This window comes from Pseudomonas tremae (genome assembly GCF_001401155.1).
GTDB classification, from domain to species: domain Bacteria; phylum Pseudomonadota; class Gammaproteobacteria; order Pseudomonadales; family Pseudomonadaceae; genus Aquipseudomonas; species Aquipseudomonas tremae.
The window spans coordinates 112,520-135,443 of the sequence record NZ_LJRO01000079.1 but is presented as its reverse complement, the minus strand read 5'-3'; the positions used below and the strand labels follow the sequence as shown (position 1 = coordinate 135,443).

Below are 22,924 nucleotides of genomic sequence, written 5' to 3'. Positions count from 1 at the left end.
TTCACCATGACCGTTGTTCGATAGCGGGCTGGCGCGCCCATGAAAAGCGCGCTTGAGACGCCTTCAGCCCAGTCCCGATTCAAAGTCCGAATTGATCATCTCAGCCATCACGTGCGCCCAGGGCGCTGCGACAATGCCGTAGTGGTCGGTGTCCAGTGGCTGCCAGCTCAGCGAGTGCGGCAACAGTTGTTGCCAGGCACGCCGCAGGTCCGCCAGTTGCCAGGCGGTGCCGATACCATAAGGGTTGGGGCGCGTGGCAATGAACAGCCGTGCCTTGGTGTCAGGCAGTTGCGCGGGCCGATACTCGACCATGCTCGCCATGTTGTTTCGGCAGCAGACGGTCAGGCTGTGCAGATAACGTGACGTATCGTTGACCAGGCCAGCAGTTGGCACATCGGGTCGCCGCGCAGAAAACTCCCGCTTGAACACCTGCTGAATCTGGTCTTCGTCAATCTGCGCAAGCTCCAGACCGGCGTCCGGCGCAGGCGGATCGATCAGATACAACAGCGGTTGCCGGTGGTCCGTCGGTACGAGGCTGCACATGGCCTGCGCCACCCAGGCACCGAATGACCAGCCCGCGAGGCGCCAGACGCTGCCCTGCGGACAATGCGCCTGTAGCGCCTGCAGATACAGGCGCGCACGCTCGACAAGGCTGATATTCGGCAACTCCGGCAGACGCAGGGCCGGATCGGCGATGACCCACACACCGAGATCAGGATGCAGTGCCGCGACCATCTCGCGGTACGCCTGAACATCGCCACCCACAGGGTGAATCAGGTACAGGCGTTCACGGCCTGCGCCTGCGTGCCACGGGTCGATACGTACGGCGACATCCCATTCATCGTCAGCTTTTGCCTCATCTGTTTCACTCGACTGCACCAGCATCAGTACTTCACGCAGACTGACCGTGGGGCTGAATTGCGAAAGCTGCAGCACCTCGCCGGTCGCGGCCTGCAACTCATCGATCAGGTCCAGCAAGGTCAGCGAATCGGCGCCCAGTTCATACAGGGAAGCCTCCTCGTCCAGCGACGGAACACCCAGCCACTTGCACAGGCAATCCTGTAAACGTTCGCGAAGATCGGTGTCCGATTGCCCGGCAAGCTTGATGTCGGTCGGGGAAGAAGCGGCGCCGTGACGAAGTGGGTAAAACTGCCGTGCGGTTTCGAGTCGGGTGGTCGAAATCAGCAGCTGCGGCAACTGGGCGCCCAGCGCGGCGTCGAACACCTGACCGCCCTCCTGCGCCGTCAGGCCGACTGCCAGATGCTGCTGGTGAGCCGCATCGCCGACGCCTTCGGCCGCAGCCATGCCGATGTCTCGCCAGATGTCCCAGTTGATGCTCAGGCGCACACACGTATCGGCGGAATCGGCGCGGTAGTGGGCGAAACCATCGAGCACCGCGCTGGCCGCTGCATAATCCACATGACCGGCGCCGCCAAACAGCGCCGACATCGACGAGCAATACAGCACGAAGCCCGGCGTCATCTGCTTGACCAACTCTTCAACCGCCAGCATACCGAGGGTCTTGCTGGCCATGGACGCTGCCAGCGTCTGCGCATCACGCTGACGAATCAGGCTGCCTGCACCGGTTCCGGCAGCATGAATCACGCCGTCGAAACGCCCGTAACGCTGGCGCAACGAGTCGAGAACGGCGGGCCAGCGCGCCAAGTCAGCGATATCCGCTGCGATCAGGTCGATGCGTGAGCGGTAGCCGAGCAGGTTGTCCGGGCAATTGCCGCTGCGCGACAGCACCACCAGACGGCGTTGGCTGGATTGCAACAGGTGTTCGCCTAACGTGCGACCGATACCGCCAGTGCCGCCGAGCAGCAGAAACGTGCCGTCGACGGGCAACAGATTCGAAACGGTTGCAGGGGCCACAAGCGGACTGGCCTGGAGCCTGGTTTGCCACAGATAGTCGTCACGAATGGCCATACGCCGAGGCAGCAAAGCCGGATCGGCCAGCAACGCCGCCAGCGGCCGCGCATAAAGACTTAGCCGTGGCTCGGGAAGGTCAAGCCAGTGGCAGCGGATCGGGTATTCCTGCGGTGCAACCTCAGTGATCCCTGCCAGCGCGGCCAGCTCGGGGCGCTGTACGTCACCATTGACCGGGCAGGCTTGCCAGGACAACAGCCAGAGGCGCAAAACCATCGTTCGCGGAGTCTGGCCCCAGGCCTGCAACAGCGCGCAAACGGTATCCAGACACGCCCATTGCCCCGCCGCCAGACTTTGTTCGTTGACGGCCCCGCTGACCGACAATGGCAGGGCGTGCAGCCAGTCGAGTTCGGTCAGCGGGGCTCTTTGCGTCAGTTCGGCGATCAGCCGTGAGAATGCCGAACTGTCCAGCGGGTCCAGCTCGTAGCGGTCCGGTCCGAGCCGCTGGTAGCCATTGCCGGCGCACACTTCAATGACCTGCCGATACACTTCACTCAAACAACCGAGCACTGTGCTGTCCAGGCGCTCCTGGCTGCACACCACCAGCATGTCCCGGCGCAGGCCGGGCATATTCTGATTCAAGCGGCGCACACGCTGCCATTGGCGCTGATGGAACCAGTCGGCAACGGGCTGTCGCTCGGCCGTCTGCACCGCAGTCGCCGGCGGCTCGACTCTCGCAGAGGTCTGAAAGCGGAACGTTTGTAGGTCAAAAGTCGAGGGTGGCAAGTCCCAGGGCGGCGGCGCAGAGCGAGCCGGCCAGTTGATATCGACGCCTTCATACCAGGCGTCCAGCAGTACCTGCGGCGTCTGTTCGCGACCATCGATGCGCGCCCCTGTCGGGCTGACTCGTTTGATGGCATCAGGTTGCATGCGCAGGGCCTGACCCGGCTGACAGATCGTCGCGAAACGCCAGGGCAAGGCCCGTCGACCACGTTGCAGATGGCGCAGCAGCGCAGGCTGCTGTTGCGGATGAGCGCCGAGCCACGCCTCGATGGCCGCCATGTCGCGCTGCAATGCCGACCGGCTGTGCGCCGAGAGCAACAGGCATGGGGCGACGTCTTCGGCGATGGCTGCCTGCGCCGGTGGCGCAGCGACAATCACATGCGCGTTGGTGCCGCCGATGCCAAAACTGCTGACACCGGCCAGTCGCCGACGGCCCTCGGGCCACGGGCGCGAGGTGGTGGGTATGTAGAACGGCGAGTGCTCAAGGTTAATCTGCGGGTTGATACGACCGAAGCCGAGATTGGGCGGGATCACGCCATGAAACACTGCCAGCGATGCCCGAATCAGACCGACGACACCGGCCGCCGCACCGAGGTGGCCTATCTGGCTTTTCACCGACGCCAGTGCGCAGCTCGCCGCAGGTGCATCACCGAACGCCTTGTTCAGGGCCGCGACTTCAATCGGGTCGCCCAGCAGGGTACCGGTGCCGTGAGCCTCGATGTAACCCATATCGGCACCGCAGATACCGGCCTTGCGCAGCGCCTCGCTGATCACTGCGCTCTGCCCCGCCACCGACGGCGCGGTATAGCTCATTTTCGTCCGGCCATCGTTATTCAGTGCAGAGGCTTCGACCAACGCGTAGATACGATCGCCATCGGCCTGGGCACGGGCCAGCGGTTTGAGCACTACCACGCCATACCCACTGGCACCGATGGTGCCGCTGGCGTCGTCACTGAACGGACGACACAACCCGTCACGAGAAAATATGTGTTGCGGCCGATACCGGTAGCCGTCGGTCAGGATCGGATCGATCAGTACACCTGCCGCCAGCATCACGTCGCTGTCGCCCTGCCGGAGCATGCCGGCGGCAAGATGCACCGCAATCAGCGAACTGCCACAGGCGGCCTGAACACTTAGCGCCGGACCGCTGAGGTCCAGATGATAGGCGGCCTTGGTGGCCAGAAAATCCTTGTCGTGATGCAGTGCCATCTGGAAACCGTCCGGCAGGTCGCCGTCAGCACTTTCGCGCAGCATTTGCTGGAAATAGGTAGTTTCGCCGCAACTGGCAATCAGGCCGATACGTGGCCCCTCGGCATGCGGTGTGATCGCCGCATGCTGCAACGCCTGCACACAGGCCATCAGCAGATGCCGCTGTTGCGGGTCCATCAGCCGCGCTTCCTGCAGGCTGATGCCGAAGTATTCGGGATCGAAATCCAGCATCCCGTCCATCTGGCTGCGAGCGCCGACCAACCCATCGGCGGCATCAAACAGCTCGATACCCCGTTCGTTGCCCTGCACCATCGCCCAGAACCCGGCGAGATCGCTGGCCCCCGCGACATTCACCGACATGCCAATGATTGCCATGGGCTGTTCGCTGACTTCGGCTTGCCGCGCACGCTCGGTCGGCACCGACGGCGCGGCAGACAGGTGCTGCGCAAGGCGGCGCACAGTCACATGTTCGAACATTTCCGACATGGCCACCGGGTACGCCAGCGTCTCGTTGTAGCGCGCATGCAGGCGCATCAGGCCAAGGCTGGTGGCGCCGGCTTCGAAAAAGGTCTGCTCCGGTTCGATCTCGCGCCCGATCACCGCGACGAACAGTTCACTCAGTTGCTGTTCAAGCGGGGTCAGAGTGATCGCCGTGACCGACGCGCGAGGCCGCTGCAAGGGCTCGCCCAGTTCGGCCAAGGCCTTGCGATCGATTTTGCCACTGGGCGTGCGCGGCCAGCGGTCCAGACGCCGATATTGATCAATGCGCACATGAGCGGGCACGTGCAGCGCAACCTGACGATCCAGGCCCCGGATATCGGGCGTAGCCCCCTCGATCTGCAGCCATGCGCACAGGCGCGGCGGTTCGCCTTGCATGGCAACCACCGCATTGCTGACCGACTCGACCTGCATCAGCGCAGCTTCGATCTGTCCGAGTTCGAGGCGCTGGCCACTGATCTTGACCTGCTGATCATCACGACCGATGTAGTGCAGGCAGCCCTGCGCATCGGCACGGACCAGATCTGCGGTGCGATAGAACAGTGTTGTTCCGCGTTCGGGCATCTCAAGCTCGACGAAGCGCGAAGCATTCAAGGCCTGATCAGCGAGATAGCAGCGTGAAATCATCGGCCCCGCTACCAGCAGATAACCCTGGCAGCCATGTGGCAGCGGTCGATCATGCTCGTCGACCACCAGCAGGCATGCATTGCTGACGGCATGGCCGATGGGGGCGCGCAATGGCCATTCTTGCACATCAGCCGGCAAGCGCCAGGCGCTGACAACGTGGGTTTCGGTCGGACCGTAATGGTTGAACAGGCGGGCCTGCGGCATACCGGCAAACCAGTTGTTCAACGCGTCGGTACACAGCAATTGCTCGCCCGCCGTCACCACCTCGCGCAGCGCCTGTGGGTAGATCCGATGGCTGACAGCGGTCTGTGCCAAGTGCTGCAGAGCCACGCAGGGCAGAAACAGCCGTTCGATACGCGCCTGCACCAAGTAACTCAACAACGCCGAGGCGTCCTGTCGCCAGCGGGGGTTGATCAGGTGGAAGCAACCGCCGCCGCACAGGGTGCTGAAAATCTCCTGAAAGGAAACGTCGAACGACAGCATGGAAAACTGCAGAGTCACCGATTTTGCCGGTAAGTGTCCCTCGGTGCGCTGCCAGTGCAGCAGGTTGCAGAGGGTCCGGTCCGGGACTTGTACGCCCTTTGGCGTGCCGGTCGAACCCGAGGTGAACAGCGTATACAGCGGTCGTTCACCTGCATGACGGCGACGCTCGAACGATTTATCCGGAGCACCCAGATCAACCCTGTGGCGAGGCACCTCACCACCGTCCAGCGCCGCCAGTGCGGTCTCGGTCGCCGAGCTGTACAGAAGGCAGCAAGGCCGGGCCTGTTGCAGAATCTGCCGTTGCACCGCCAGTGGATAGCCAGGGTCAAGCGGCACCGCGGTGACATTGAGTCGGCTCAGCGCCAGCAACGCCACGATATGCTCGACGGAAGCATCAAGGTACAGCACCACCTGTAACGGCGTATTTTGCCGATCGGGCAGCAGCTCGCTCAGGGTGGCCGCCAGCGTTTCGGCCAGCGCATTCAATCGGGCGTAACTGATGCAGCGCTGATCGGCGACCAGTGCCGGGGCATCCGGCGTGCAGTGCACCTGATGCTCGAACCAGTCGGCCAGCGTGTTGAACGGCGGCTCATCGCTAACGCCCTGACTGGCAGCAGGCAGGCTGAAACGCCAAGGCCTGAGCACATCATGCAGGGTCGCTGCAGGGTTGCTCGTTGCAGGGCTGTCCAGCAGCAAATCGATGCCACGCTGGAACACCTCGTGAATGGCCTGCATCTGCGGTGCATCGAAATAGCTGCACTGGTATTCCCACCAGCATTCCAGTTGCGACCCGCCATCGACCACCAGCAAGGTCAGCGGACACTTGGCCTGCAGGCTGTCGGCAAACTCCAGAGTGGCATTCAAAGCGCTGTCGGACAGGCGCGCATAGTCGGTATTTTCCAGGACGAACATGAAATCGAACAGCGCACTGCCGGACGACAGGCGCAGGTCTTCGACCAGATCCGCCAACGCAACGTCCTGCAAGGCCAGCACTTCGCGCACCACGGCCGTCTGAGCGCGCAACTGATCGCTCAATGCCCTGCCGTTATCGAATGCAACCGGGATCAGCACGGTGTTGGCAAACATGCCCGGCGCATCCTCGAACTCGCGTAACGGACGGTTCGCTACCGGACTGGCGATTCGTGGACGCTCGCAGCCGGTCACGGCGTACAGGCTCCAGGCGAAGGCGCTGAACAGTACCTCGTAACGGGTCAGCCGCTGCTGACTGCAAAACCGGTCAAGCGCCCGGCTGCGTTCGGCGCCCAGCAGCTGACGGTCCAGCCTCGCCTGCGGGCTGGCCGGGCGGGACGGCAACAGCGCGGGCGATGGGGCTTCGAGCCGGCGGTGCAGTGCGGCCAACGCGCGACGCTGATCGCGGTAATGCGGATCGATACGCCATTGCCGTTGCCACAGGGCAAACACCAGCGTACTCAGCGCCGGCGCCGGCTGGTCGCTTGCCCGCCCCTGCAACGCGTCGGTGTACAACTGTGCCAGCTCATCGAACAGCAAGTTCATTGACCAGCCATCGACAACGATGTGGTGCAGATTGATCAGCAGTCGACAGCTGCCATCGGCGAATGGCAGCAGCCAGGCCTTGCACAAGGTAGCTGCCGACAGATCGAACGGTGTGTCGAACACCAGTGCCGCAAAGCTGCGCCAAGTGTCTTCGTCGAACGCTCCACGCGCAAATACCCGACATTCGGCGCCCTGCTCGGCAACCACCTGTTGCAACCCTTCAGCCCCAGACACGAAGGCCATGCGCAACCCGGGGTGCCGCGCTATCAGTCGTTTCACCGCCTCGGCCAGTTCGGCAACCTGAACACCTGCCGCCAGATGCAGAATGAGCGGCACGTTGTAGGCGGTCGATTCGGGGGCGCGTTGCTGTATCAGCCACAGGCGGCTTTGTTCGGCGCTGGCAGGTGATTGCTTGGGCGTGCTGATGGCCGGTGCGGGAGGATAGGCCAGCGCGTTGACCTGTTCGGCGCCAATACGCTCGGCCAGTGTCGCGAAAGGTTCGGCCAGTAAATCGGCAATCGCTATTTCCCGATGCCAGTGGTGGCGAATCGCAGAACGCAGGCGCATTGCTTTGAGCGAATCGCCACCGCTGGCAAGCCAGTCGTCCTGCCCGCCCAGTGCCGGTTGAGCCAACAGCGAGCGGGCCTGGGTCAGTAACCAGTCCAGAACGGGCGATTGCTCAGCGCCCGTGGTTGCCCCGTTGGCCGGCCGCCATGGCTCCAGCGGCTGCGCCAACAGCGCCTGTTGATCAATCTTGCCATTGGCGGTCAGCGGCAGGCGCGGCAGCAGAAACAGCTGGTGCGGCCGCATCCACGACGCCAGACGCTCACGCAGATGCTCCTCCAGGCTGCGATAGTCCAGCCCGTCGCGTGGCACGATGAAGGCAAGCAACTGGTGATCCTCGGCCGCCTGTCTGCGCGTGCAGACATGCACCTGGGCAACACCCGGATGCTCCAGCAGGCGTTGTTCGACCTCTCCCGGTTCAATCCGAAAACCGCGTACTTTTACCTGACGGTCCACCCGCCCCAGATATTCGATCAGTCCTTCGGCGTTGACCCTGACCAGATCGCCGGTTCGATAATGCAACGCTGTACCGCCGTCGAGCGCGGACAGACGGACGAAACTGCGGGCAGTCTCATCGGCCCGCTGCCGGTAGCCACAGGCCACCCCGCTGCCGCTCAGGTACAGCTCGCCTGTTTCTCCGGCTGCCACCGGGCTTTGTCTGGCGTCCAGTACGTGGGCGAAGGTGTCCGGCAATGGCCGGCCAATCGGTACTGCATCACCCGCGAAATCACGGGGAATTGGCCAGGACACGGCAAAGGTGGTGCATTCGGTGGGGCCGTAAACGTTGAAAATCCGGCAGCGGCTTTCGGGGTTGGCCTGATACCAGGCGCGGACGGCGGCGGCGCTGACTTGTTCACCGCCGATCAGTACCTGGCGCAGGGTCGAGAAACAGTCGGAGCACTCGGCGCTGAGGGTGTTGAACAGCGACACCGTCATGAACAGGGTATCGACCTGCTGCGCTTCCAGCACTGCGCCCAGACGTTGTGCGTCCTGCACATCGGCGTCCGCGATCATGACGCAGCAGCCGCCATTGAGCAGCGGCGCCCACAGTTCGAAATTGCAGGCATCGAACGCCGGGTTGGAAAGGCAGGCGAAGCGCTCCGCCTGCTGAATATCGATATAGCCGCCGGGCTGGGCAAGACGCAGCAGACCGCGTTCGCCGACTTCCACGGCTTTGGGCGTACCAGTGGTTCCCGAGGTGTAAAACAGGAACATCAGCTCGGCAAATATATCGCGGACCGGCTGCGGCGGCTGATCGGGGTTATCCAGCAACGTCTCGACAGATGCATGCCAGACTCCCGCCGCTACCGACATTTCAGGCTCATCGCTCAGGGTTACCAGCCCTGTACAACCGGCATCGGCCAGCATCAACTGGCGGCGTTGCAGCGGGCTCGCGCGATCCAGCGGCACCACCACACCCCCCACTTTCAATACGCCCAGAATGGTTGCCACCCATTGCCAGCAGCGCGGCAGGCACACGGCAACCGAGTCGCCGGGGTTGACGCCTTGCAGCAACAGCCCGCTGGCAATTCGCTCGCTGGCACTGGCCAGTTGCGCATAGTTCAGGCGAACCTGTTGATCCAGCACTGCAAGGGCCTGCGGGGTATGGCGCACCTGTTCGGCAAAGCGCGCGAGCAGCGTTGCCGGGGTCTGGTTCTGGGGCTCGCCATCGTAACGGCTCATCAGCGCGCCTCCTGCGAATCGAAACGTTGCAGCTCTTGCCTGAGTGTCTGCGAAACCCGATGCACCTCGGCGCTTTCCAGCATGTCCCAATGCCCGCCATGCACCAGCCTGGCTCGGTAACCGTCGCTGGCACGTAGCCGCCAGAACCGGCGCAATTCGTGCAACTGCTGACGACTGAACCCTTCACGCGCCTGGATCAGCACGATGCGCCCGGCCTGCGGCTCGCACTCGTAGGCCGCCATGGCCAGGCGGTTGTGGTTATACAGATGAAAGTAGCGCTCGACCTGAGCGTCTTCGATACCGGGATACATGCCATTGAAGCGCACCAGCTTGTCGCGGAACTCGGCCATGTCCACCGTACCGATCTGCTCCCGGAACCCAGCCTCCTCCGAGCCCTGCGTGTCGAGCAGCACAACCGTGACCTGCCGATGGCCTGCCGCAGTCAGGCGCCTGGCCATTTCATACGCCACCAGGCCGCCGAACGACAGCCCGGTGAGAATCAGCGGTTGCGTGATCAGCGCAGCGATACGTTGCAGGTAGGCCTCGGCCATGGCTTCGACAGTCGGCTCGGTGCTTTCCCCCGGGTTCAGCCCCGGTGACTGCACACCGTATACCCCGATGTGTTCAGGCAGCTCTTTGGCCAGCGACAAGTAGCAGAAGGCCGTGCCGCCCGCAGGGTGAATGCACACCACGTTGCGCTGTCCCGCACCACGGCGGAACTCGATCAGGTTGCTCTGCGCGGCAGCCAGACTGGCACCGGTACGCAACCAGCCGCCCAGCGCTTCGATGGTCGGGTGGGCGATGATGACCCGGACCGGCATCTTGACCGCGAACGTCTGACCAATCTGGTAAGCCATCTTGATCGCCGCGATCGACGTTCCGCCGACGTTGAAAAAATTGTCGCGAATACCGATTTGCGGCACCAGCAACAGGTCCTTCCAGATTTGATACAGCGCCAGCTCAATGTGGTCCCGCGGGCTGCCGAGATTGACCTGCCTGGCGACCAGATCCTGATCAGCCAGCGCGGTCAGCGCCTGGCGGTCGATCTTGCCATTGACTGTCAACGGCATGGCATCCAGCCATAAGTAGGCACTGGGCAATACCGCTGTGGACAAGGTGGTGGCCAGATGTGCCCGCACAGCCGACTCATCCGGCGCCTGATCCACCACGCAGCAGGCCACCAGCCGCTGGGTCTGCGCGCTGTCGCCAACCATCAACACCACGCTGGCGCGGACGCCCTGAAACAGATCGAGCCGCGCTTCGATTTCACTCAGCTCAAGACGCATACCGCGCAGCTTGACCTGAAAATCATTGCGACCGAGAAACTCCAGCTGGCCATCCGCACGGTAACGCGCCAGATCGCCGCTGCGATACAACCTGTCACCGACAATGAAAGGATTGTCGATGAAGCGCTCGGCGCTGAGTTCGGCCAGGCCCAGATAGCCGCGTGCAACGCCAAAGCCACCAATGTGCAACTGCCCGCTGACGCCGACCGGCACGGGTGAATCATGCTGATCAAGTACGTAAAAACGCGTATTGGCGATAGGTCGCCCGATCGGCAACTGGCGCTGCGGGACCTCGGCTCCGGGCTCCAGCGTCCAGATGCTGCTGATCACCGTGGTTTCGGTCGGGCCATAGACGTTGTGCAGACGGGCATGTGGCAGCCGCTCCTGAAACAGCCGCGCCAGTGCAGGCGACAGTTCGCCGCCCCCGCTGAAGACATCTTTCAGCCCTCGACAGTCGCGGACTTCGTCGGCTTCCAGAAACAACTGCAGCATGGCTGGTACGAAGACCATAGCCGTGACCTGCTGCTCGCGCACCACCTGCGCCAGATAGCCCGGCTCGAAATGCCCACCGGGCCGAGCGATGATCAGGCGCCCACCGGTGACCAGCGGCCAGAATGTCTCCCAGGCCGACGCATCGAAACCGAACGGGATCTTGTGCAGCATCGTCCCGGACTCGCCACAGAACTGCTGACACCACAGCAGCAGATTGCTCAGCCCGCGATGGGTCACCATGGCCCCTTTGGGCAGGCCGGTGGTGCCGGAGGTATAAAGCACATAGGCCAGGTGTTCGTCAGTCACGCCCACGTGTGCGGGTTGAGGATTGTCCGTCGGGCAATCGGCCCAGAGCACGGCGTCGGCCTGCAGGTCGACGATGGGTACCTCACGGTTTGCCCCTTGCAGCGCCTGACGCAGGATGGCTCGCGTGGCTCCCAAGGTCAGCACCGCCGCAGGACAGGCATCATCGAGAATGTGGCTCAGGCGGCCTTGCGGGTAATCCGGGTCCAGTGGCACGTAGGCACCGCCTGCCTTGAGTACCGCGAGCAGCGCCACCGGCAGCTCCAGCGAGCGCTCGATGCAGACAGCCACGCGCACATCCGGGCCGACGCCCAGTTGACGCAGGTGATGAGCAAGCCGGTTGGCCTGGCAATTCAGTTCACGGTAACTCAACGACTGACCTTCGAAGACCACCGCGCAATCGTCGGGCCGGCGTGCGACACGCGCTTCGATCAGACGGTGCACGCATTCGATGGGCTGTGCCAGCGGTGCCGGGCAGTTCCACTGGTGCAGCATTTGCTCGCGCTCGGCGTCCGCCATCAGCGCCAGTGCACCGATCGGTTGCTTGGCATCGGCAGCAACCTGCTCGAGCAAGTGCCGGTAATGCCCGCTCAGACGCTCGATGGTCGACCGGTCGAAAAGATCGGTGTTGTACTCCACCAACAGGTGCAGCAAGCCGTCGCGCTCGACCCACTCGAAGGCCAGGTCGAACTTGGCCGTGGCGCTGCCCGTGCCATATGGCGTCATGCTCAGCCCCGGCATCTGCAACGTCGCACCCGGCGTGTTCTGCAGCACCATCATCACCTGGAACAACGGTGAATAGGCGCTGTCACGCGGCGGGTTGAGCGCCTCCACCACCCGGTCGAACGGCACATCCTGATGGGCGTGCACCGCCAGCAGCGTGGCGCGAAGCTCGCGCAGCAATTGGGCGAATGTCTGCTGCGGATCAAGACGCTGACGGATGACCTGGGTATTGACGAAATGCCCGATAAGCGGCTCGATTTCGGGACGGCTGCGGTTGGCGAACGGCGTGCCGATGCACAGGTCCTGCTGCCCGCTGTGCCGCCATAACAGCACTGCCAGCGTACCCATCAGCACGTTGAACAGCGTGCCTTGGGTTTGTCTGCCCAGCGCACCGAGTGCACGCAGGGTGGCGCCGTCCAGCGATGAACTGAACGTTGCACCGACGTAGCGCTGTACAGCAGGACGCGGTCGGTCAACGGGCATGTTCAGGCAGGCGGGCGCGTCGGCCAGGGTGTGCCGCCAAAAATCGAGTTGGGTCTCAAGCGCTGCGTCGCTCAGGCGCTGTTGCTGCCAGCAGGCGTAATCCGCGTATTGCACAGCCAGCGGCGCCAGGCTGGAGGGCTGCCGGAGCAGAAAGTCCGCGTACAAGGTAGCGATTTCCTGTGCGATCACGCCCATCGACCAGCCATCGGCAATGATGTGGTGCACGCTGTACAGCCACAGATATTCGTCGTCAGCCAGGCGCAGCAATGAAGCACGCAGCAAGGGGCCACTGGCCAGATCGAACGGTGTCCTGGCGTCCCGCTCGACCGCGTTGCCGACGTGCTCTTCGCGTTCTGCCGGAGTCAGGTGTCGCAGGTCGGTGACCGGCAGCAATAATGTAATGGCCGGGTGTATTACCTGGCGCGGCTCGCCATCAACGCTGCAAAACGTGGTGCGCAAAATCTCATGACGTACGATCAGCCCGTTCAGAGCCTTCTCCAGCGCGCCCACGTCAAGCGAGCCTCGCAATGTGACCGCCGATGGCACGTTATAAAACGCATTGCCCGGCTCCATCTGGTCGAGAAACCACAACTGGCGTTGCGAAAACGACAATGGGCAGGCGCTTTGATCGGCCGCACGGCGTGTGATGGCGGTCGGGTCCGTGTCGCTCAACAAGGCAATCAGTTCGGCCTTGTGCTGCTTGAGCGCTTGCAGCATTTCGTCGTCGAGAAACCCCTTGGGGGCCTTGCAGCGCAGCTTGTCACCGTCTGTTTCGAGAACCACGGCATGACGTCCGAACAGCTCCAGCAATTGATAGGCATTCATATCTCTATCTCCTCCATGTCGCTGTCGTCGTCCGCAAGTTCAACCGGTGCGCGTGCGAATGCTTCTACCTGAGCCCTATGTGCTTCATCGGCCGTGCGTAACCCGCCGACCATCGAGTAGATCAACAAGTGCTCCGCGCCCAGATCGAACAATGCAGGCAATTGTTGCTCTTCGAGAGAGCCCATGCCGCACAGACCAATGCCCTGCTCGACGGCGGTCATGGTCAGCAATTGCGCCATGCCCCCCGCTTCGATGTGACAGAAATCGCGACTGCGCTCGCCGTACAAAGGGCGGATCGCCGCCATGTCGGCCACGAAGAACAATGAGAACGCGGCGTTTTCGTAAACCGGGCGGTTGACGAAGTAGTCGTAGGTGTCGGGGTCCAGCGCGCCGCTGTCCAGCGCCAGCAACCGGTGCAGCAACGGGTCATAGTAATAGGCACCGCCGGGTACACTGCTGACCCGCTGGGGTTTGACGTACAGGTAGGCTTGAATCGGGTAGGCGCCGCCAGCCGACGGGAACTGATATTTCACTTCATCGTCCAGCGTTCCTTGCGCAAGCGCAGCCAGCAGCCCGGCAAAAGCATCGCTCGGGACTGGCCGCGAGGCATATTGGCGTACCGATCGGTAATCGCTGAACCGCCGGATAAACTCCGCATCGCCAGGGCGAGGCAGCTCTATCGCAGGCGTGCTTGCGTCGAAGCGCCGGCGGCCATGCTGATCGGCCTTGAAACGGGCGCGCTGCTGCGGGTCCTCCAGCACCTGTTCGGGCTTGTCGGCCTTTTGCCGGACGCTATCGAGCGCAGTGCCTTCGGCCCGATTCTGTCGATACAGCGACAGCAGATTGAGCAGCGTCGGCTGCGCCAGCAACTGCCCGACATTGGGCCGGAACTGCAACTGGCCGGACAACGCGTTGCTGATCCTGACGATATCAATCGAAGTCGCCCCCAGATTCAGCAGGTTGGCGTCGGCAGCAATTGCAGGACGTTTGAGCACGTCCTGCACAATGGTCACCAGTTGTTGCTCGTCTGCCCCCTGCACTTGCAGCGCCGGGCCGGATGCCTCAATAGCCGATGGCTCAGGCAGGCGCTTCTTGTCGACCTTGCCGTTTGACGACAACGGCCACTCCAGCACAAAGGCGAACGACGACGGCACCATGTAGGCAGGCAATTTGTCCGCCAGGTACTGCGTGAAATCAGTTGCCTGCAACGACGGATCGGCCTTGAGCACATACCCCGCCAGACGCTTCTCGCCCAGCGTGTCGCCCAGCACACGAACCACCGCGCTTTGCACGCCGGGATGGCGATTGAGCGCGGCCTCGATTTCGCCCAGTTCGATACGATGGCCCTGGACCTTGACCTGGGTATCCTCACGCCCCAGGAACTCGATATTGCCATCTGGCAGCAAACGTCCCAGATCGCCGGTACGGTAAAGTCGCTCGCCGGTCAACGGGTGACAAAAGAAGCTCCCTGCGCTGAGTGTTTCATCGCGCCAGTAACCTTTGGCCAGCCCGATACCTGCAATGTACAACTGCCCCGCAACCCAGGTCGGCCGCACCTGCAAGGCATTGTCGAGCACGTAAAAGCGTTGCTGATCGAGCGCCTTGCCATACGGAATGCTGCGCCACGCCGGGTCGATGGTTTGCAGCGGGTATTGAATCGACCAGATGGAGGCCTCGGTGGCGCCGCCCAGACTGATCAGTCGCAGTGCGGGCTGCAAGGCCCAGGCGCGCTCCGGCAACGTCAGGGGAATCCAGTCGCCCGAAAGCATCGCCACACGCATGCTCGATGGCAATGCGCCCTGCCCGCCTTCGACGTACTCCAGCAACATGCCGAACAGGGCAGGTACCGAATTCCACAGGCTGATACGATGCCGCTCGATCAGGCTCAGCCAGTGAGCCGGATCAAGGGCAAGTTGCGGTTCGAGCATCACGACCGCTGCCCCTGCCGCCAGGGTGCCGAAGAAATCGTAGACCGACAGATCGAAACTCAGTGAGGAAATGGCCAATACCCGATCCTGCGGGCCAACGGCAAAGCGGCGGTTGATGTCGAGCAAGGTATTGACTGCGCCGCGATGGTCGATGACCACGCCTTTGGGCATGCCGGTCGACCCCGAGGTGTAAATGACATAGGCGAGATCGTCCGGCTTGAGATCGACGCTGTGCAACTCGGGCGCAGCAGCAATGCCCTGGTCGCTGACGGTAATTGTTTCAACGTGCGACGGCCACTCGACGCGGGTCAGAAGTGCTGGCTGGGTGAGCACCAGACTCGCTTCGGCACGCTGCAGAATATGCTCCAGACGTTCCGTTGGCAGCGCGGGGTCGAGCGGCAGATAGGCACCGCCTGCGTATTGAATCGCCAGGGTTGCCAGCACCTGCTCCCAGCCTCGCTCCATGACCACTGCGACCAGACGATTGGGCAGCACACCTTTGGCCTGCAGAATCGCCGCCAGTTGCCGCGCTTCGTCGCGCAGTTGGCCGTAGCTCAACTGGCGCTGGGTGCCGATCACTGCCAGCGCTTCTGGTGTGGCAAGCGCCTGGTGGTCAAACAGCTCGTGCATCAACGCTGACTCGACAGGGCTCTCGGCAGGCACTGGCAAGCGCGCCATCGGCAGCAGTTGCGGGGTGTCTGCGCTCCAGGCAGCGGGTTCCAGCAAGCGATCCAGCAACGCGTTATAGGCAACGAACATCTGCTCGATCATGCCTGCCGGAAACAATTCGTCGATGCTGTCCCAGTTGAACAACAGACGTCCTTCCAGCTCCAGCAAGGTGTGATCAAGCCATACTTGCGGGGTCTGGGTGATGCTGTGCATGTGTTCGGCATTCAGCGCATCGGCCAGATTGAACTCGGCCAGTTCCGGTGCGGCTTCCGACAGCGTGCTGTTGAACACAATCGGCATGGCGGTCTGCTGAACGCCACGTGCCTGGGACAGCTCGCGCAGCACCCGCACGCCGCTGACCATAGAATGATCGATGTCCTGCCACAATCGGGCCTGCACCGCGCGGGCCTTTTCGGTGAAGCTTGCGGCGCCGTCGATACTGACTTCCAGCAAGACCAGCGAGGTGAAGTCGCCGATGATGTCATCGACATCCGGGTGCAGCGGCATGCGGTTGAACAGCGGCAGGCTCAAGGTGAAACACGGCTGTCGGCTCCACAACGCCAGCACTTCGCTGAACGCGGTCAGCAGCATGACTGAAGGCGTTACCGCGAATTGTCTGGCGAGGTCCTTGAGTCGCGACCATTGCGCAGCTGGAATATCGCGGTCACGGCGCGTGAAATGCGGCCGGACGATGCTTTCCGGCTGGCGCACCAGCGGCAGGTCCGGCGCAGGCGCCAGCGAGGTGACCTTCTCGCGCCAGTAGCCCAGCGCCTGCGCATAGCGGCCTTCATTGCGCAGCCGATGTTCGGCCAGCACATAATCGCGAAAGGTCAGGCCAGGGTCAGGTAGGTCGAGCTGCGGATCGGCATAAAACGCCATCAGTTCGCGCGCCAGGATCTGCGTGCTCGCCGCGTCAACAATTAATGCGTCGAGGCTGATGTGCAGATGGCTGATGTCATCGTCGAGCAACGACAGGCTGAACTCGAACAACGGCCAGCGACTGGCATCCAGCACTTGGTGAGACTGCCGTTCGCGCGTGTCATGCAACGCCTGTTGTACCGCCTCGCCCGCCAGGCCGCGCAGGTCGCTGCGTGGCATCTGATAAATCGGCACGCGTTGCAGGACTTGCTGCGTTCCATCATCGAGGAATATCACGCGCAACATGTCGTGGCGCTGAATCATGCGGTTCAGGGCATGCTCGAAACGCGACGCGTCCAGGCCGGGAATACGCAGCTCTTCGTAGCCGTGCGCACTGACGCCGCCGAGGCTGACCGAAGCTTCACGGCCAAACCAGTACGCTTGCTGAATGTCGGTCAGCGGGAATGGCGCATAGCGTGCCTCGCGGTCCGCTTCGATCAGGGCCAACGGAGTTTCGACCTTGCCACCTGCCTGCCATGAGTTCCTGACCTGCTCAGCCAGTTCAGACAGCACCGGGGTCTTGAACAGGCTGCTCAGCGACAGCTGCGCGCCCATGCGCTGATTGATCATGTAGATCATTCGAGTGGCCAGCAGCGAGTGCCCGCCCAAGTCAAAAAAGTTGTCTTCGACGCCGACCTGCCCGCACTTGAGCACCTTGGCCCAGATCGCCACCATTTGCCGTTCGACCTCATCACGCGGAGCCACATAAGTGGTTGTCGCATGTCGCTCCGGTACCGGCAGGGCCTGACGATCAAGTTTGCCGTTGCGGGTCAGCGGCAACTGCGCCAATGCCACCCAGGCGCTGGGGATCATGTGCTCCGGCAGGTGCTGACGCAGCTCGGTGCGCAGCGTCTCGACAGAGGCCGGGCCGACCACGTAGGCCACCAGACGCTTGTCGCCCGGGGTGTATTCGCGCAACAGCACAACGGCGTCTTGTACGCCGGGTTGCTGGTGCAGAAGGCTGTCGATCTCGCCGAGTTCGACGCGAAAACCGCGCAGCTTGACCTGCTGGTCGATACGCCCGAGGTATTGCACATTGCCGTCGGCCTGAAAGCGCGCCAGATCGCCACTGCGGTACATGCGTGCGCCGGGTTGCGGGTCGAACGGGTCTGGCGAAAAGCGCTCGGCACTCAGGGCCGGACGGTTCAGGTAACCACGCGCCAGACATGAGCCGGCGATGTACAGCTCCCCCGCTACACCGACCGGCAGCGGGTTCAGATCGTCATCAAGCACGTATAGCCGCGCATTATCGATAGGACGACCAATCGGCGGAGCGTCCGGCCACTGCGCGGCGTCGCTGCACGTCAGGCTGTACTGGCTAACGACGTGAGTCTCGGTCGGGCCATACTGGTTATGCAGGTGCGTGCCACCCAGGCCCAGAACGAAGGCGCGCAGCTCGTCATTGACGTGCAGCGCCTCGCCCGCGGTGATGATCTCGCAGCCGCCTGCCGGCATTGGCGCATCGGCCTCAGTGAGGCTGGCCAGCTGCTGAAGCACGGCGAACGGCAGAAACGCGCACTGGACTCCCTCGCTCACCAGCAGCGGACGCAGAGAAGCCAGCTCCTTGCGGCTGGTTTCACTCATCAACAACAGGCTGCCACCCTGACACAACGTGCTGCAGATTTCCTGAAATGACACGTCGAAATTAAGCGAGGCGAATTGCAGTACACGTGCTGGCGCTGGCGCCTGATCCAGTTGCCAGGCGATCAGATTGTCCAGCGCCGCACGGCTGTGTGCCACGCCCTTGGGTCGCCCGGTCGAGCCGGAGGTGTACAGCACGTAGGCAAGGTTGGCGGGGCTTACCGCGACCTGCGGCTCGCTGGCCGGATGGTGCTGCCACTGCTCGACATGCACATCCAGACAGCACACCGGCAAGGCCGCGCACTGTGCTGGCAGGCCATCGCGCAGCGAGCGTTGCGTCAACAACAGGGCCGGGGCGGCATCCTCGAACATGAACGCCAGACGCTCGGCCGGATACGCCGGGTCGAACGGCACGTAGGCCGCACCCGCCTTGAGGATGGCCAGCAAACCGATGACCATCTGCGGCGAGCGCTCAAGACACAGACCGACGCTCTGCTCGGGTCGCACGCCCTGTTCGATCAGATAGTGCGCAAGGCGATTGGCCGCCTGGTTCAGTTCGGCGTAGGTCAGTTTCTGTCCGTCGGCGAGCAATGCCACGGCGTCGGGCGCATGCTGCGCCTGAGCGGCAAAGCGCGCCATGCAATCGGGCATTGCCGAGGTGTCGCGCCGGGTGCGGTTCCAGTCATGCACCATCCGCCGCTGTTGCTCGGCATTCAACAGCTCGATGGCAGCCAGTGGTTTTTCGCTGCCCTCGACCATCTGTAGCAGAACATGACGCAGGTACTCACCGATCTGCGTAACGGTATCGCGCCTGAACAACCCCGAGGCGTACTCCAGCCCTCCGATGATCTCTCCGTCGCGTTCGCTGAGCGCCAGTTGCAGATCAAATTTGGCGACCTGCCGAGCGCTCGGCAGCTCGCTGACCTCAAGCCCCGAGAGCAGCAGGTCTGAATCCTGATTCTGCTCCCAGGCGAACAACACCTGGAAGACCGGGCTGTGGGCCAGGCTGCGCGGCGGGTTGAGCAACTCCACCACCTGATCAAACGGCAGGTCCTGATGCTCCTGCGCGGCAAGTGCGACATCGCGCGCCTGCTGCAGCCAGCTGGCCACTGTAGGGTCGCCATTGCGGGTCATGCGCAAGGCCAGAGTATTGACGAAGAAGCCGATCAGCCCTTCCAGTTCCTGCTGGCTGCGATTGGCCGAGGGAACGCCGATAACCACGTCGGCCTGCCCGGACAGACGCATCAGCAGCAGCGACCAGGCGGCCAGCAGGTTCATGAACAGTGTGGTGCCGTGCTCCGCTCCCAGCGCTCTCAGCTTTGCTGTAAGCGCCCTATCGATGACCAGCGGCACAAAGCCGCCCTGATAATCCTGCACTGCCGGACGCTTGTGATCGGCAGGCAATTCCAGCAGCAACGGCGCGCCGCTGAGGGCTTCATGCCAATAGCGACGCTGCGTTTCCAGCACCTCTCCACTGAGCCAGCGACGCTGCCAGACTGCGTAATCGACGTATTGCACCGGCAGCGGCGGCAATGGATCGGCGCGCCCTTGCAAGAACGCCTCGTACAGCAGGCCCAGTTCGCGGGTCAGCACGCCCATCGACCAGCCATCCGAAACAATGTGGTGCTGGGTCAGCAGCAACACATGCTCATCATCCGCCAGCTTTACCAGGCTGACGCGCATTAGCGGTCCGGTGGTCAGGTCGAAAGGCCTGGCGCCCTCTTCCTCCATCAACTCGCCGAGACGGGCCTCGGCATCGTGGTAGCCCTGAAGGTCGATAACGGGCAGCGGCAGGCGCTGACCGGCGACTGCAACACACTGCCGACCTTCGCCTTCAATATCCATGAACGTGGTGCGCAAGGCTTCGTGGCGGGTGACCAACTGATTGAAGCTGCTTTCCAGCGCCGACACCTGCAACGGCCCGCGCAGGCGCAGGTTGAGTGGCATGTGATAGGCCGCATTGCCACCTTCAAGTTGCGCCAGAAACCACAGGCGCTGTTGAGCGGACGACAACGGCTGAGCAGCCGAGCGCTCCACCGGCGTGATCGCCAGGCGCGCGTTGCCCTGCGCACTGACCAGCCGCTCGGCGAACTGTCGCAGCACCGGCGCTGCAAATAAGGCAGCCGGTGAAACATCTAGGTTCAATTGCTGACGGACCTGCGCCAGTACCCGCATCACCAACAAGGAATGGCCACCGAGCGCAAAAAAGTGATCCTGACGGCCGACCTGTTCAATACCCAGCACATCGGCCCAGATAGCTGCGATAGCCTTTTCCAGTGGACCTTCGGCAGCTTCGAAGTCGTGTTGATCGAAAGCATCGGCCTGCGGCTCGGGCAATGCACTGCGATCCAGTTTGCCGTTGGCCGTCAGCGGCATTGCGTCCATGCGCACGAATGCAGCGGGGATCATGTAGTCAGGCAGATTGGTTTGCAGTTGTTGACGCAGCGCACGCGGGGTCAGAGCTACCTGACCAGGTTCGCAATTGCCGAGTGCCTGAAAGTAGGCAACAAGCCTCGACACACCGCGGCGGTCTTCGCGAAGCAACACGACGCTTCCACGCACGCCAGGAATCTCGGCCAGGCGCGCCTCGATTTCTCCCAGTTCCAGGCGCAGACCGCGCAGCTTGGCCTGCGTGTCGTTGCGGCCGAGAAACTCGAAATTGCCATCGTCCCGCTGGCGAGCCATGTCACCACTGCGATACAGCCGCTCACCCGGCACAAACGGGCTGTCGATAAACCGTTCGGCGCTCAGTTGCGGCAGGTTCAGATAGCCGCGTGCAACACCCGCGCCGCCAATGTACAGCTCACCTGCAACGCCTTCGGGAACCGGTACACCTTGATCATCAAGCAGGTAAATCCGGGTATTGGCCAACGCCCTGCCAATCGGCAGAACGCCGTCGACCTGGCTGGCAGCATCGAACTCAAAACAGGTGCTGTCGATGCTGGCCTCGGTGACGCCGTAAGCCTGAACGATTTGCACGTGGTCACCACACAAGCTGCGCAGTTGACGGGCGCTGTGCGCGGTCCATATGTCCGAACCGCAGACCACGATGCGCATGAATGACAGATCGTGACCGGTCTCTTCCACCCAGGCCAGCAGCGAGTTGAGCACCGCCGGCACGAAATCTGCGAAGCCGATGGACGCCTCGCGCATCAGGCGGTAAAGCGCGGGCGGGTCCATCAGGGTGTCACGTGGGCACAGCACCAGGGTGCCGCCAAAACCCAGTGCGCGGATCAGATCGGCACTGAACACATCAAAGGAAAACCCGGCCATCTGCAGATGATTGACAGGCGTGCTCAGTGCGTAGAGTTGCTCCCAGGCTGCGCTGACCGCAATCAAACCGCGATGCTCGACCATAACGCCCTTCGGCACGCCGGTAGAGCCCGAGGTGTAGATCACATACGCCAGATGACGAGACGTCAGGCCGATGACATGCGGGTCGGTATTGTGGGCCGGCTGCCCGGCCCACAGGCAGGTATCTGCCATGTCGAGCAGCGTTGGCGTTTCAGCGCATCCTGCCAGTGCCGCCAGCATGGCTGGACGCGCCAGATCATGGGTCAGCAGCACCCGCGGCGCACTGTCCGTCAGCATATGCGCCAGCCGTGCCTGCGGGTAAGCGGGGTCAAGGGGCACATAGGCACCGCCTGCCTTGAGCACTGCCAGCACGCCAATCAGCATGTCCAGCGAGCGCTCCAGGCAAATGCCGACACGCACATCCGGACCGACGCCGAGCCCGCGCAGATGATGCGCCAGTCGATTGGCCTGAGTGTTCAGCGCCGCATAATCGAGCGATTGGTTGCCGAACCTGACGGCAACGGCTTGAGGCGCGCGCTGCACCTGAGCCTCGAACAGTCCATGCACTGACTGATTTTCGTCGAAATGCGGCTCAGTATCAGGACGAACGAAGCCCGTCCCGTGCGAGGAAAATATGTCGACCATCAACAACTACCGTCCATGAACAGATTGTTTTACGGGAAGGCAAAGCCATGGCATCCGCCCGCCAGGACCGACGTCGAGAACGCCGGCAAGCATGCATGAGGCTTAGGGAGAGGGTGCGGCGCGCGCTCTGGGGATCACGTCATTGCCAGACATGACAAGGCCAGGCACAAGGTTTTGAGAGTGGGCGCCGAGCGCGACAAGGCGCGACTCGCGAGTGGACGAGGGACTGGCTGGCTCGTTGACGAGACCCATTGCAGTGCCCATGGAGCTAAAGTTTGCAGACCGCGTGACCACTTGAAACCTCATCTTCCGCTTGAGGGTCAACGACGGGGAACGTCCTGTGCAGGGGTATCAGCGCCAGGGTGAACCCAATCGGCTGTGATTGCCGGAGCGGTAGCCCCAGGGCAATCAATGGCGCTGGGTTTTTGACCCTTGGCGCCGAGGGACAGTAATCATCAATTTTGCCAGCGAGGCAAACAAAAAGTTATAAACCGGGAAAATGTCCGTCAAACGGCACGCTTTTCAGTGCGAGACTCCCCTTCAGAA

Annotated in this window: 3 protein-coding genes; all 3 read right to left on the bottom strand. The window is 62.7% G+C overall.

Going from position 1 to position 22,924, the window contains the following annotated elements:
- Window positions 1-63: 63 nt before the first annotated feature.
- From ALO43_RS06140 to ALO43_RS06130, 3 genes are read right to left on the bottom strand one after another with little or no spacing between them, the layout of a single operon-like run.
- Window positions 64-9,231, bottom strand: coding sequence for a hybrid non-ribosomal peptide synthetase/type I polyketide synthase (locus ALO43_RS06140; RefSeq protein ID WP_054997250.1), 9,168 nt, complete (start codon window positions 9,229-9,231; stop codon window positions 64-66).
- Window positions 9,231-13,343: a non-ribosomal peptide synthetase gene (locus tag ALO43_RS06135; protein ID WP_054997249.1), complete on the bottom strand. Its 4,113-nt coding sequence runs from the start codon at window positions 13,341-13,343 to the stop codon at window positions 9,231-9,233. The genes ALO43_RS06140 and ALO43_RS06135 overlap by 1 nt, the downstream gene beginning before the upstream one ends.
- Window positions 13,340-22,378, bottom strand: a complete 9,039-nt coding sequence (locus tag ALO43_RS06130; RefSeq protein ID WP_054997248.1) for a non-ribosomal peptide synthetase — start codon at window positions 22,376-22,378, stop codon at window positions 13,340-13,342. The genes ALO43_RS06135 and ALO43_RS06130 overlap by 4 nt, the downstream gene beginning before the upstream one ends.
- Window positions 22,379-22,924 lie beyond the last annotated feature (546 nt).